We start from the raw sequence: 14,153 nt of genomic DNA, 5'->3' as shown, positions 1-14,153 counted from the left end.
AATGATAGCAATAAGACACAAATTAGGACTAAATTGTAATGGTGTAAGTATGAGAAAGGTGCTATTCTCTTTTCACATCTTTCATAATCCATAAATCTAAAGGAGCATCATCTTTTTTATGTAGAACTGAAATGTCTCCCGTAGTTTCAAAAATAACCGCTTTAATTTGACTGAGTTCAGTTACATTGGCTTCTCTCAATTTTGAACGTAAATCACTCTCTGTAACTCTGGCTTTTCTTAAATTGGATTCAATAATTTTCTCCCCGTCCATGAGTAATAAAGGTGAATTATCTACCAAATTCTGTATAGTTTTATTTCTTCTGGCAAATGCAATGCTTATTTGTAAAAGATATACCATTGCCAAACCTACTATACCCTCGATCATTTTTACAGAAGAAGATAGGATTGTAGTAGCAATAATTGATCCAACGGCAACGGTCATTGCAAAATCAAAACTTGACATTTTAGAAAAACTTCGTTTTCCGGTAATGCGTGTAAAAACAATAATTGCTAAATATATACCACATGCACTGATTGAAATTAACATTACGGTTTCCCAAGAAGTGTTAAATAATTCTTTCATTTTTCCAGTTTTCTATATTTAAATATGAGAATGAACATGGTGATGTTCAATAGTGTTGAAATACCGTTTGTAATAATAATTGGAGCATCTTGTTTCATAACACCATATACTGTCCAGAGTAATACCCCTAGAATTAAGATAAAAAACATTTTAGGGGAGACATCATCTACCTTTTTTGTTTTCCAAGCTCTGTAAATTTGTGGAACTGCCGCAATGGTGGTAAAGATGCCGGCAAAAATTCCAATGATTTCTTCCATGTTATTTAATAGTAGTTGATTATTTAGAATGCATAACTGCTATGATATGCATTTAACAACATTGAAGGTACTGGCGTTAAGCTCCAAAAAGTAATTCATTACAAGTAAATGTTGGTTCAAAAAAATATAGATAGTGGTAAGCACCAATTATTATTTAATTTAATGCTTGGATTAGTTTAATGAAATAAAAACAGCAATGGAATTGTTACTTATATTTTGCGCTGGCATTTTAGGAACTACGATTATGACAGGTTTTAGCCACTTGGTTGAATTGTTAAGCGGTCATAAATTTAATGAGGCACATTTATTAAATCAGCTTATTGATCTTTCTAAGACCTTCAAAGGAAAAGTGGATAATAATTATTACTTAGGCTGGTTAATTCATTTTTTAATAGGCATTAGTATGGCTGCCATTATGTACGTCTATTACTTCCACTTCAATAAAGATATTGTCATTTGGACAGGATTGATTTTTGGATTGGCACTTGGGGTCATAGGTGTTGCCGGGTGGTCAATGATAATTAGTAATCACAGTAACCCGCCAAAAATTAATTGGACATACTTCTTTTTGCAATTGATCCTTGCACATATGATTTTCGGTATTACAGTTTCATGGGTATTCGCAAGGTTTTAATGGGAAACTTATAAAAAAATCTAATCAGTATTAATTTGTTTATGTAATATGAGTATAGATATTTCACTTTATACAAAGCGCGCAATTATAGGCGGCTTGATTTCATTAGGGTTTATTGGATTAGGAACTTTTATGCTTGGAAATTTAAGCGGTTATGAAGCTAAAGTTTTAATAAAGTCTAGCCTTACGGGATTAAATACTTTATGTAATACCATAGTGCTAGCATCGGCAACCATATTGGCGTTAATGTTAACCCTTTTAGGGGTGAGCTCAGGGACAAATTCTAAACTGAAGAATGATCATTACTTGCACATTATGCAAATTGCAAAGCTGGATACGGCAATTTTTATAGCCTCTTTGTTGTTCTTTTTGGTATTTAATCTACCTGTCACCGAAAGTGAAAATATTCCGGAAAATTATTTTGATGCTATATATTACATTACTATCGGTGTAAGCGCAATATTAAGTTCTGCCTTGATCGTAGTGGTATTAATGTTGTATAATACGATAATCAATATTATAAAGATAATTGGTTTAGGCAGAACGGATCATCCACTTATAAAGAATGAAGATGATGATTAATTACTGTTAGATAATAAAATGATATAGAATTGAGTAAATTACATGGGCGATTCTGCAATCATTGTCTTTATCTTTTTCCAAAATTGCTTTGCTGTCAAATTAGTAGGTTCAACAAGATCGGAAAGTAAAATTAAGTTTCTTTTAAACTGTTCAAGTTCATATTGGTTGGTGTGCTCCTCATCCATAGGGTAGTAAGCCATGCCCCAATTAGGGAAAGTTCTTTTGATAATTTTATCCTCTGAAAATAAGGTAACCTCTTTATGGCGTGGGTCTTTTTTTATTCTATCATAGAGTTCTTGCACCTCCTTTTTGTCCCCTTCCAAAAGTTGAACAAATTTTCCTTTATAATAGATAAGGCAACCGGTAATATCTTTACTCTTGTTATGTGTACGTGCTTCCTCAAGCAAAGACTCCATTTCTGAACTGGTCATAATATTAACGGCAGTAGATTCGTAGGTAAGTGTATACATGGTAGTTTGGTGATGGTCTTAGTATCTCAAAAATAATAAAAACCTTAAGATTATTGGGTTTGTGAAAAAAATAGAACGACTTGAATAAGTTATTTAAACAAAAAAGCCCCTAAAAAGGGGCTTCAGAGTGATCGCAGGAGGATTCGAACCTCCGACCGTCTGCTTAGAAGGCAGATGCTCTATCCAGCTGAGCTATGCGACCGACACCATTTTTTCAAATGTGGGTGCAAACTTAGTGATTTTTATAGACTGGTAAAACCAAAATCAATAAAAATTTAATTATTTCTTTTATCGACTGGAATATGACTATGAACGACCTTCGTATTGATCAAAATTTTCCCATAATTGGTCAAGTACTTTGTAGAAAATTTCGAATTCTTCTTCAGTGATTCCCAGGGTACTAACTTTTCTTAAATCAAGTATAAAGGGCATTACTTGTTTTATTAGAGCAGAACCTTCTTCTGTGATGACCAATTTATATCTTTTTTGATCATCCCTGAATCTTGATTTACGTAGCAACCCTTTTTTGCATAATCCACTGATTACCCTAGAGGTTGTAGCCCTATTTCTAAAGTTAGATTTGGCAATGTCAGCTTGCGAAGCGTCTTTTCCTTCTAAATGTACACGCTGCAAGATCACCCATTGTTCAATAGTAAGATCAATGTTGTTTTCTGCAAATACCTGTAAAAAAGTGCTCTGTACTTTTTTTAAAGTACGATCAATGTAAACGCCGAAGCCCTCCGTCCTGTCCATAATCTCAAAGTTATTCTTCCAAAAATACAGGAGTTTATCGTTAAAATTGTTGTTAATGCAACAAAATTAAAAAAAAATTGTATTTTTACTTAGTTCAAATTGGCAAAAAGTACTAGAAATATGCAACCAGGTTTTAAGAAATATATATTAGAAGATAGCACTTACAAAGGCGGAGGTAAGAAGATTGTAATGCCCGATGGTGTTACCGTTCACAAATTGTCCTCTAACGAAAATCCGTTAGGGTATTCCCCAAAAGTTAAGGAAGCCTTGGCAAATACCTTAGATGATTTGAGCCTATATCCGGATAATACGGATATAAGGTTACGTGAGGCGTTGGTGAAAGATTTTGATGGTGTACTTACCGTAGATAACTTTATTACTGCAAATAGTGGTTCAGAAATTATAGATATGATTTCTAAGGCATTTTTGAACGAAGATGACGAGGTAATTGTGAGTCAGCCTTGCTTTTTACCTTATACGGCCTTTACCCGTTGGATGGGAGCCAAGGCGATCAACGTACCCATGACGGAGGATTATGATTACAATTTGGACGGTATTTTGGAGGCTATTAATGATAGAACAAAGTTTGTATTTCTAGCATCGCCCAACAATCCTTCAGGAAATTATATTCCACTGACAGATTTAAGAAATTTCATTGATAAATTACCTGACCATGTAGTACTGGTGTTAGATGAGGTATACAGACATTTTGCCGAAGCCGAAGATTACACTTCGGGAATTCCTTTTGTAGTAGAAGGTAAAAATGTAATTGCAATCAATAGTTTTTCAAAGACCTACGGTTTGGCAGGTCTAAGGGTTGGCTATTGTTATGCCCCTTTAGAACTAAGCAATTACATGCGTAAGATTTGTAAACCTTTTCTATTGTCATCATTGGCTTTAGAGGGGGCAATTGCTGCTTTGGAAGATGTAGCGTTTGTAAACAAAACTGTAGCATTGGTTAAGGAAGAAAGAAAGTTTGTTTTGAACGGACTTGATACAATGAATATAAAATATTGGCCAACACAGGGTAATTTTGTGCTAATAGACCCACCGGTGAATGATATGGAGTTTACCTCTTTTTTAGAAAAGAAAGGTATAATGGTACGCCCTGTAGGTAATTTTGGTGCGCCGGGAAAAGTGCGTATATCTTTTGGGGTAAGAGAGGCTAACAAAGCACTTTTGGCCGCAATTGAGGTTTTAATGAAGAGCCAAACGACCACAGCATAAATTTTTTTATCATATATGTTGCATAAGCAACTAAAAACAATATAAAACTAAATCATATACTATGTCAACTTCAACAGTAGCAGAAAACAAACACAAAGAGGCACAAGATTTTATGCCTATTAACGGTACCGATTATTTAGAGCTTTATGTAAGTAACTCTAAACAAGCGGCACATTATTATAAGACCGCTTTCGGTTTTAAATCTTTAGCTTATAAAGGTCTTGAAACTGGTAGTAGGGATTTTGAATCCTATGTGGTAGAGCAAGATAAAATTAGATTGGTTTTGACATCACCGTTAAAGAGTGGTACAGATGTGGGTAGGCACATAGACAAGCATGGTGACGGAGTTAAGGTAACGGCATTGTGGGTAGATGATGCTACCTATGCTTATAACGAGGCTATGAAAAGAGGAGCTAAAAGTTACATGGAGCCAAAAACCGAAGAAGACGAGCACGGTAAGGTGGTAAGTTCTGGTATTTATTCTTATGGTGAAGTAGTGCACATTTTTGTAGAGCGTAAAAATTATAACGGTACATTTTTACCGGGCTACCAAAAATGGGAAAGCGATTATCAGCCAACGTCTACTGGATTAAAATTTGTAGATCATATGGTAGGTAACGTGAACGAAGGTAAAATGAATTATTGGGTAGATTTCTACGCCAATGTAATGGGCTTTAAGCAAATAATGTCTTTTGATGATAAGGATATTTCTACCGATTATACTGCGCTTATGAGCAAGGTAATGAGTAATGGCAACGGTCGTATTAAATTCCCGATCAACGAGCCTGCTCCTGGAATGAAAAAATCTCAGGTAGATGAATATTTGGAGTTTTATGAAGGTGAAGGTGTACAACATATTGCCGTAGCTACTGATGATATCGTAAAAACGGTTTCTGATTTAAAAAGTAGAGGTGTGGAGTTCTTGACCATACCTACAACGTATTATGATGTATTGACAGAGCGAGTTGGTGAAATCGATGAGGATATAGAATCATTGAGAAAACTAGGTATTTTGGTGGATCGTGATGATGAAGGATATCTGTTGCAAATTTTCACAAAAACGGTACAGGCAAGACCAACCATGTTCTTTGAAATTATTCAGCGTAAAGGAGCAACTTCTTTTGGAAAAGGAAATTTCAAGGCTTTATTTGAAGCTATTGAGCGTGAGCAAGAATTAAGAGGAACCTTATAAATTCAACAGATTTCTTGACAAGCCAAGAATAGTTTAATTTTAATAAAATAGTAGTAACTAACAAAACGAACGTATATGCCTATCTATCATAAGCAAGGTGCGTTGCCGCCAAAAAGGCACACGCAGTTTAGAAAACCCAATGGGGAGTTGTACTCGGAACAATTGTTCGGTACCATTGGTTTTGACGGTATGTCCTCTTTATTATATCATCATAATAGACCTACCATGGTCAAAGAGATCGTAAAGAGTACTGATGTGTCTCCTAAAATTGCTTTGGAGAAGAATATACGTTCGTTGAAGTTGGTTAGTTTTAATGCACCCGCAAAAGACGATTTTTTAGTAGCTCGTGAGCCACTTTTGGTCAATAGTGATATTATCATTGGGGTAGCGGCACCACGAAAATCCTTGCGCGAATATTTTTATAAGAATACCGATGCCGATGAAATGTTGTTCATACATAAAGGCTCTGGTACCTTAAGGACTATTTTTGGACAAATTCCGTTTGAATATGGTGATTATCTGATCATTCCCAGAGGAACCATTTATCAAATAGATTTTGATAGTGAAGACAATCGCATATTATATGCCGAGTCATATTCACCGATTTATACGCCAAAAAGGTATCGAAATTGGTTTGGGCAGTTATTGGAGCACTCTCCGTTCTGTGAACGCGATTATAAATTGCCACAAAACCTTGAAACATTTACCGATACCAATGAACATTTGATAAAGGTAAAAAAGCAAGGAGTCATGCATGAAATGGTGTATGTAGGGCATCCTTTTGATGTTGTAGGTTGGGATGGATATAACTTCCCATACGGATTCTCCATTCATAATTTTGAACCTATTACGGGCAGAATTCATCAGCCGCCACCAGTGCATCAAACTTTTGAAACAAATGCCTTTGTAATCTGTTCATTTGTGCCAAGACTGTACGATTATCATCCGCAGTCCATTCCGGCACCATATAACCATTCCAATATAGATTCGGATGAAATGCTATATTATGTTGATGGTGATTTCATGAGCAGAAACGGTGTACAACCGGGAAATATTTCTTTGCATCCCGCAGGCATACCACACGGTCCGCATCCAGGTGCTGCAGAACGTAGCATAGGTCAAAAAGGGGCTGAAGAATTAGCGGTTATGATAGACACCTTTAAACCGTTGATGGTTACTGAGAATGCCATGAAATTAGATGATGGCGATTATTACAAATCTTGGTTATAACAGAAATAAGAAAACACTTGACAACACTAAAAACATGGGTCAGCGTACCCCATAATTCAGATTTTTCCATTTACAATCTTCCTTTTGGCATATTTTCGGTGAACGATGATCAGCCAAGAGCAGGTATTGCTATTGGAACGCAAATTGTTGATTTGGTTGTGGTATCAGAGTTAGGGTTGTTAGAGGTCAATGCCAACTATTTTAATCAATCAACTTTAAATGCATTTATCGCTCTAGGAAAGAAGATTACCAATAAAGTCCGTTTAGATATACAGCAGTTGCTGGTGATAGAAAATTCGCCATTAAAAAATCATCTGGAAGCATTTATATTACAGAAAGACGCTACCATGCATTTACCGATGCAAGTAGGCGATTATACCGATTTTTATTCGAGTATTGAGCATGCTACCAATGTAGGTAAAATGTTTCGTGATCCAGAAAATGCACTGTTGCCCAATTGGAAGCATATTCCGGTAGGCTACCATGGTCGCGCTTCTTCCATTGTGGTAAGTGGTACCGATATTCATAGACCTATGGGGCAAGTGAAAACCAATGAAATGGAAACGCCGGTTTTTCAAGCATCGGGGCGTTTAGATTTTGAATTGGAAATGGGGTTTATAGTAGGTAAAACTACACAATTGGGAGATCGAATTACAGTTAAAAATGCTTATGAACATATTTTTGGATTGGTGTTATTCAATGACTGGTCCGCTAGGGATATCCAAAAATGGGAATATGTACCTTTAGGTCCGTTTTTGGGCAAAAGTTTTGCATCATCCATGTCGCCGTGGATTGTTACGTTAGAAGCACTGGAGCCATTTAAGGTTCAAGGTCCTAAGCAAGAACCAGCCGTACTTTCGTATTTACAATATGAGGGAGCCAAAAATTATGACATACAATTAGAAGTAGGCATGGGTACCAAATCTTCGGAAGAAACAATAATCAGTCGCTCAAACTTTAAGTACATGTATTGGAATATGATGCAGCAATTGGCGCACCATACCGTAAATGGGTGCAATGTAAATGTAGGCGATGTCATGGCATCGGGTACCATATCGGGCAAAGATGAAAGCTCCTATGGGTCATTGCTGGAGATTTCGTGGGGAGGTAAAAAGCCTTTCGAATTAAAAGACGGAAGCAAACGCACATTTATTGAAGATAATGACACCATAACCTTGAAAGGATTTGCCGAAAAAGAAGGCGTAAGGGTTGGTTTTGGTGAAGTAACGGGTACTATTTTACCCAGTAAGTAATTTAGAATATGAGCACAATGTCACAACACGAAGAAATAAATACAATAGACCCAGCAAGTATATCTCAACAAGAGTTGCATGGGTATTTATTATCTGCTGTAGCGCCAAGACCTATTTGTTTTGCTAGCACAATAGATAAGGACGGCAATGTAAATTTGAGTCCGTTCAGTTATTTTAACCTATTCAGTATAAACCCTCCTATCATGATTTTTTCCCCTTCAAGAAGAGGTCGTGACAATACCACCAAGCACACCTTGGAGAATGTATTGGAAGTAAAGGAAACGGTAATCAATATTGTGAATTATGACATGGTAGAACAAATGTCATTGTCAAGTACGGAATACGGTGACGGTGTAAATGAATTTGTAAAATCAGGATTAACGCAAATACCAAGTAATAAGGTAAAGCCACCAAGAGTAGGTGAAGCTCCCGTAGCTTTTGAGTGTGTAGTGGATCAGGTAATAGCATTGGGTGATGGTCCAGGGGCAGGGAATCTAGTGTTGGCAAAAGTAGTTCAGATACACGTAAAGAAAGCATTTCTAGATGCCGAAGGAAAATTGGATACCCCCAAGTTAGATTTGGTTGCCCGTATGGGCGGTAATTGGTATTGCAGAGCCAATGGCGATGCGCTATTTGAAATTCCTAAACCTATACGAACCAAAGGTATTGGGGTAGATATGTTGCCAGAAGCTGTGCGTAACAGTACGGTACTAACGGGGAATAATTTGGGTAGATTGGGGAATCTAGAAGAGTTACCAACTAAAGAAGCAATTGCTGCTATTGCGGCACATGCTGAGGTGAAATCTATACTAAACGGCAATGAAGATGCTGTAGCATTGCACAAACTGGCACAACAGTGGTTGGCAGAAGGAAAAACTGAAGATGCTTTGGCCTTGTTGCATTTGGGGGGTTAGTTACAAATCATCAGGTTCAATATGTATTAATATGTGACCAAGGTTCGGAATTTCATGATGTAGATGGTCTTTTAGTAAATGTGCAATATCATGTCCTTTTGTAACCGATATAGTGCCATCTACCATGGCATGGAGGTCAATATGAAATTTCATTCCGGCTTTTCGTATAAAACATTTTTCTGTACCGGTAACCCCGGGTACTTCCAGTGATTTTTTACGTATTTCTTCCAATAGTTCGTCATACCGTTGCTCGTCCATTATTTCGCCTAACGCAGGTCGTAAGATTAGGTAGCTATTGTAAAGAATAAAACCCGAGGCAATTAGGGCGGCCCAATCATCGGCCGCTTCGTAACCCTTTCCAAAAATTAGGGCAATTGAAATACCTATAAAAGCCATGATTGATGTTATGGCATCACTTCTATGGTGCCAAGCGTCCGCTTTTAGCGAAGTACTATTGGTTTCCTTACTTTTTTTAATGACGATTCGGTATGAGATTTCTTTCCAAAGAATGATAACGCCAAGAACTATTAATGTCCATGATTTTGGGGTTTTGTGTGGAGTTTGTATGTTGTCAATGCTTTCATAGGCAATAACGGTGGCAGATATCACTAGAAAAGCAACAATTAAAAAAGTAATAATGGGTTCTATTTTACCATGACCGTAAGGGTGATTTTCATCTGCTGGTCTTTCTGCATACTTAAATCCTAATAACACCAAAATAGAGGAGAAGATGTCAGTGGTAGATTCAATGGCATCTGCAATAAGAGCGTAAGAATTACCAAAGAATCCCGCTAAACCTTTGATAAGAGCCAAGAGAATGTTACCTACAATGCTAAAGTATGTTGTTTTAATGGCAGTCTGTTCAATACTCATAGGACAAAGGTACAGTGCCAAGAAAATGTATGATAGCTTAATGCGATATAATTAATGAAAGGGTTGTGTTAAATAGCTTTTTCATAAGCCTCTTTTAGCCAATCGATTAATTCGGTATCCACTTGGGAAACTTCGGTAAGTTGAACCCTATGGGAGCACATGGTGCCGAAAGGACCAGAATTCTGCAAGCGCTCAGTAGTGGGCTTGTCTTTTATTTTTAATCCTAAATCTATTCTAGTTTTGGTAGCAGGTTTTATCAATGCAAATTGCTTTTTACGAATAATACTTACGGTAGTTTTCTTTGGGGTAATGGTAATATCATCTCCAAAAGGCTTTATTACAAGTAGCAGCTTTTCATAAATAGGGAGTAGGCTTTCTTTCCCTTTGTATTGCTGATCCACCAAATCCGTTGGAGCATGGTTTTCTTCTTTTGAAAGGGTAACAATGGTATTTGCAAAACCGTGGGTAACACCGTGCTCTTTCTTTAAATAATTGACACCTTCAGAATGTTTGGCAAATGACTTTTCTTTAAGAATGGTCTTCCATTCGTTCAATGATTTCCCTGTCTTTTCAGGCATGTTGTCGATCATGGTTTGCAGTGCCTTTTCCATAAGTAGAGCGTTTTATGTATGTTTCAATTTACAAAAAAATAGTAAAGCCTTGGGTTGGTTATTCAGCACCATCTTTTTTTTAATGTTATTCTATCCAAAAAAGATCAACAAACACCCCCTAACATTAGCAATCTATCAATAAATAGCGTTCCAACTCCAATTTGAATAAAAATTTTATGATTCACGCCTAGTTATATTCATTTGCTGATTATAGTGCTTATATTAGGTAGTACCGAAATCCCACAACCGTATGGCATTAAAAGTTGCAATTAAACACAAGACCAAGTATATCTACGATAGAAGTATAAATCTATCGCCACATATTTTTAGGTTGCGTCCGGCACCACATAGTAGAACACCAATAGAGGCTTATTCAATTAAAATTAAACCTGAAAATCATTTTTTTAATTGGCAACAAGACCCTTTTGGAAATTATTTGGCTCGAATTGTTTTTCCCGATAAAACTACTGAGCTGTCAATTGATGTAGAAATTATAGCCGATTTAAAAACGATCAATCCGTTCGATTTTTTCGTTGAGGAAGCTGTAGAGGAATTTCCATTTAAATATTCCGATGAGGCTAAGAAAGAACTTTTGCCCTATTTGGAAAAAGTGGAGAGCGGTCCGTTGTTGAAAGAGTGGCTGTCAAAGATAGATTTGACTCCGCAAAGAAGTATAGATTTTTTAATTGGGTTAAATAGCAAATTGTATAATTACTTGGATTATACGTTGAGAATGGAGCCCGGGGTACAAACCTGTGAAGAGACCTTAGAGGCTAAGTTGGGTTCTTGTAGGGATTTTGCATGGTTACTGGTGCAAACACTTCGTCATTTAGGTTTGGCGGCTCGCTTTGTTTCCGGGTATTTGGTGCAATTGAAATCGGATGAAAAATCATTGGACGGTCCGTCAGGGCCAGAAGAAGATTTCACCGATTTACATGCATGGGCAGAAGTATATTTACCAGGTGCCGGATGGATCGGTCTAGACGCCACATCTGGTTTGTTTACGGGAGAAGGTCATATTCCATTGGCATGTACACCATCTTATGAAAGTGCCGCACCGGTAAGCGGATTTAGTGATTTTGCTGAAACTACCTTTGAATTTGAAAATTCGGTTACTAGAATTTTTGAATCGCCACGTGTAACCAAGCCCTACACAGATGAACAATGGCAAGCAATCTATGATCTTGGTTTTAAGGTAGAGGAAGAATTGCAGGCCAATGATGTTCGTTTAACTATGGGAGGCGAACCTACATTTGTCTCTATAGATGATATGGAATCTGAGGAGTGGAATACCGCTGCAGATGGTCAACACAAAAGGGAATTGGCGAGCAAACTTTCCATCAGGCTACTAGAGGTATTTGGTAAAGGGGGGCTCTTGCACCACGCACAGGGTAAATGGTATCCTGGAGAGGCCTTGCCGCGTTGGCTCATTGGTATCCACTGGCGCAAAGACGGAAAACCCATTTGGAACGATCCAAGTTTATTGGCATCTTTCTCTGAGGAATATAAAATGCCCAGAAATATTACCAAACGATTTTTAAAGACTTTAGGTGGCTATTTGGGTTGTAAGACCAACAGTGTAATGCCAGCCTATGAAGATGCCTTTTACTTTTTATGGGAAGAAGGAAAATTACCGGTAGATGTCAATCCTAAAAAATACAATAAAGATGATGGTCACCTACGTAGAAAATTGGGTGAAATATTGGAAAATGGAATTGGTGAAGTAGTAGGTCACGTATATCCTTTGACCAAAAAGAACAACAAATGGCTTACGAATAAATGGAAGTTTAGAAATAAATATTTGTTTCTTACACCCGGTAATTCCGCTATAGGACTTCGTTTGCCTTTGGCGGCATTGCCCCAAGACCCGCCAATACCTTCAGAACCAACGGCAGAGGTAGAGTTGTTTGAACCCTCGCCGGATTTGCCAAAACCTGGCGATGCATTGGAAAAACGATTGAAATTAAAATCTATAGGTCACCCAAGAAAGCACCCTTATGTGCGTACGGCAATTTGCGCAGAGGTCAGGGAGAATAAATTATTTCTTTATTTGCCTCCGTTAGATAGTGCCGAAGACTTTTTGGACTTGGTGGCAAGTATAGAAGCTACGGCAAAAGAATTGAAAGTTCCGGTGATTCTAGAAGGCTATGAACCACCTCGTGATAATAGGTTAGAAGTTTTAAAGGTGACCCCTGATCCTGGTGTTATTGAGGTAAACGTACATCCTGCAAAAAACTGGCAAGAACTTACGGACAATACGCTAACCTTATATGCCGAAGCAAAGCAGGCCCGTTTAGGAACCGAAAAATTTATGCTAGATGGTAAGCACACCGGTACAGGCGGTGGTAATCACGTTACCTTGGGCGGTATAACTCCGGCTGATAGTCCGTTATTACGTAACCCACAGTTATTACGAAGTCTTTTGACTTTTTGGCAACATCACCCCGGACTGTCCTACTTGTTCTCAGGTGCATTTATAGGACCTACTAGTCAGGCTCCACGAGTAGATGAAGCAAGGTTGGAGAACTTGTATGAACTTGAAATTGCCTTTTCGCAAATACCAGATGATAAAGAGGTACCGTTTTGGATCACTGACCGTCTGTTCAGGCATTTGTTGACGGACATAACAGGGAATACCCATAGAGCGGAGTTTTGTATAGATAAATTATACTCTCCGGATTCTTCTTCCGGGCGCTTGGGTATCTTGGAGCTACGTGCTTTTGATATGCCTCCTCATGCGCAAATGAGCTTAATGCAAATGTTGTTGGTGCGTACGTTGGTATCATGGTTTTGGAAAAAACCGTACAAACACAAATTGGTGCGTTGGGGTACAGAATTACATGACAAATTCTTGCTGGAGCATTATGTAAAAGAAGACATTAAGGATATTGTAGAGCAGTTGAACCAAGCGGGATATCCGTTCAAATTAGATTGGTTTGACCCCTTCTTTGAATTCCGTTTCCCGTTGTACGGTATGGTAGATGTCAATACCATACAAATGGAATTGCGTATGGCCATAGAACCGTGGAATGTGCTTGGTGAGGAAATGACCGGTGGCGGAACATCCCGTTATGTAGATTCTTCATTAGAGCGTGTACAGGTAAAAGTCAATAATTTTAATGAAAAGCGATACTCGTTAACGTGTAATGGAGTTAAAATTGAATTGAGCTCTACAGGAACAAAGGGCGAGTACGTAGCGGGAGTGCGTTTTAAGGCCTGGGAACCATGGTCTGCCTTACACCCGACTATTGGGGTAGATACTCCGTTGGTATTTGATATAGTTGATGATTGGAACAAAAAGTCGATTGGCGGCTGTACCTATTTTGTGGCACACCCAGGTGGTAGGTCGTATGACACCTATCCGGTAAATAGCTTAGAAGCAGAATCGCGCAGAATAAATAGATTTTGGGATATTGGCATGACACAAGATGAGGTAACTCCTACAGAATTGGTGGCCTCAACAAATTTTACGGGCAGAATGGTAGAACCTAAGAAAGGTTCAAATACATTTGCATACAAAGAGATGCCGGTCAACCCAGAGTATCCACATGTAACAGATTTGCGTAAGAAGTAA

General features: G+C 37.9%; 14 protein-coding genes and 1 tRNA gene. 8 read left to right on the top strand and 7 right to left on the bottom strand.

Annotation, left to right across the window (positions count from 1 at the left end):
- Positions 1-61: 61 nt before the first annotated feature.
- Both YQ22_RS05270 and YQ22_RS05265 read right to left on the bottom strand, forming a co-directional pair.
- Positions 62-583: a DUF421 domain-containing protein gene (locus YQ22_RS05270; protein WP_058105168.1), complete on the bottom strand. Its 522-nt coding sequence runs from the start codon at positions 581-583 to the stop codon at positions 62-64.
- A complete protein-coding gene (locus YQ22_RS05265; protein WP_071340343.1) occupies positions 580-840 on the bottom strand; it encodes a SemiSWEET family sugar transporter in 261 nt (86 codons plus the stop codon). The genes YQ22_RS05270 and YQ22_RS05265 overlap by 4 nt, the downstream gene beginning before the upstream one ends.
- Before the next feature lie 196 nt (positions 841-1,036).
- Here YQ22_RS05265 and YQ22_RS05260 point away from each other — a divergent pair, with 196 nt between their 5' ends.
- Both YQ22_RS05260 and YQ22_RS05255 read left to right on the top strand, forming a co-directional pair.
- Complete coding sequence (locus tag YQ22_RS05260) at positions 1,037-1,474, top strand: DUF6789 family protein (RefSeq protein WP_156894534.1); 438 nt, start codon at positions 1,037-1,039, stop codon at positions 1,472-1,474.
- Between the two features lie 48 nt (positions 1,475-1,522).
- Positions 1,523-2,056 (top strand): hypothetical protein, encoded by a 534-nt coding sequence (locus YQ22_RS05255; protein WP_071340341.1) that lies wholly within the window; start codon positions 1,523-1,525, stop codon positions 2,054-2,056.
- A 38-nt stretch (positions 2,057-2,094) separates the two neighbouring features.
- Here the strand turns inward: YQ22_RS05255 and YQ22_RS05250 are convergent, their stop codons facing one another.
- The 3 genes from YQ22_RS05250 to YQ22_RS05240 all read right to left on the bottom strand — a co-directional run bounded on the left by YQ22_RS05250 (position 2,095) and on the right by YQ22_RS05240 (position 3,279).
- Positions 2,095-2,526, bottom strand: coding sequence for a BLUF domain-containing protein (locus tag YQ22_RS05250; RefSeq protein ID WP_071340340.1), 432 nt, complete (start codon positions 2,524-2,526; stop codon positions 2,095-2,097).
- Positions 2,527-2,654: 128 nt separating this feature from the next.
- Positions 2,655-2,728: transfer RNA gene (locus YQ22_RS05245), tRNA-Arg, on the bottom strand.
- 104 nt (positions 2,729-2,832) lie between these two features.
- Complete coding sequence (locus tag YQ22_RS05240; protein WP_058105173.1) at positions 2,833-3,279, bottom strand: MarR family winged helix-turn-helix transcriptional regulator; 447 nt, start codon at positions 3,277-3,279, stop codon at positions 2,833-2,835.
- Between the two features lie 99 nt (positions 3,280-3,378).
- Here YQ22_RS05240 and YQ22_RS05235 point away from each other — a divergent pair, with 99 nt between their 5' ends.
- The 5 genes from YQ22_RS05235 (at position 3,379) to YQ22_RS05215 (ending at position 9,095) form a co-directional block, all read left to right on the top strand.
- Positions 3,379-4,506 carry a pyridoxal phosphate-dependent aminotransferase gene (locus YQ22_RS05235; RefSeq protein ID WP_232231314.1) on the top strand — a complete coding sequence of 376 codons (1,128 nt, stop codon included), beginning with the start codon at positions 3,379-3,381 and terminating at the stop codon, positions 4,504-4,506.
- Between the two features lie 61 nt (positions 4,507-4,567).
- Positions 4,568-5,698 carry a 4-hydroxyphenylpyruvate dioxygenase gene (gene hppD, locus YQ22_RS05230; protein ID WP_071340338.1) on the top strand — a complete coding sequence of 377 codons (1,131 nt, stop codon included), beginning with the start codon at positions 4,568-4,570 and terminating at the stop codon, positions 5,696-5,698.
- Between the two features lie 75 nt (positions 5,699-5,773).
- Complete coding sequence (locus tag YQ22_RS05225) at positions 5,774-6,928, top strand: homogentisate 1,2-dioxygenase (protein ID WP_071340337.1); 1,155 nt, start codon at positions 5,774-5,776, stop codon at positions 6,926-6,928.
- A 17-nt stretch (positions 6,929-6,945) separates the two neighbouring features.
- Entirely contained in the window at positions 6,946-8,181 is a 1,236-nt protein-coding gene (fahA, locus tag YQ22_RS05220; protein WP_071342508.1) for a fumarylacetoacetase, read from the top strand.
- A 17-nt stretch (positions 8,182-8,198) separates the two neighbouring features.
- A complete protein-coding gene (locus YQ22_RS05215) occupies positions 8,199-9,095 on the top strand; it encodes a flavin reductase family protein (RefSeq protein ID WP_071340336.1) in 897 nt (298 codons plus the stop codon).
- Here the strand turns inward: YQ22_RS05215 and YQ22_RS05210 are convergent, their stop codons facing one another.
- Together YQ22_RS05210 and YQ22_RS05205 are read right to left on the bottom strand one after the other, a co-directional pair.
- Positions 9,096-9,968, bottom strand: coding sequence for a cation diffusion facilitator family transporter (locus tag YQ22_RS05210; protein ID WP_071340335.1), 873 nt, complete (start codon positions 9,966-9,968; stop codon positions 9,096-9,098).
- A gap of 68 nt (positions 9,969-10,036) precedes the next feature.
- A complete protein-coding gene (locus tag YQ22_RS05205) occupies positions 10,037-10,579 on the bottom strand; it encodes a DUF4287 domain-containing protein (RefSeq protein ID WP_071340334.1) in 543 nt (180 codons plus the stop codon).
- A 250-nt stretch (positions 10,580-10,829) separates the two neighbouring features.
- Between YQ22_RS05205 and YQ22_RS05200 the strand changes: the two genes are divergently transcribed.
- Positions 10,830-14,153 carry a transglutaminase family protein gene (locus tag YQ22_RS05200; protein ID WP_071340333.1) on the top strand — a complete coding sequence of 1,108 codons (3,324 nt, stop codon included), beginning with the start codon at positions 10,830-10,832 and terminating at the stop codon, positions 14,151-14,153.

It is taken from the genome of Maribacter sp. 1_2014MBL_MicDiv (assembly GCF_001865655.1).
In the GTDB taxonomy this organism is placed as follows: Bacteria; Bacteroidota; Bacteroidia; order Flavobacteriales; family Flavobacteriaceae; genus Maribacter; species Maribacter dokdonensis.
This window is presented reverse-complemented; position numbering and strand designations above follow the sequence as displayed.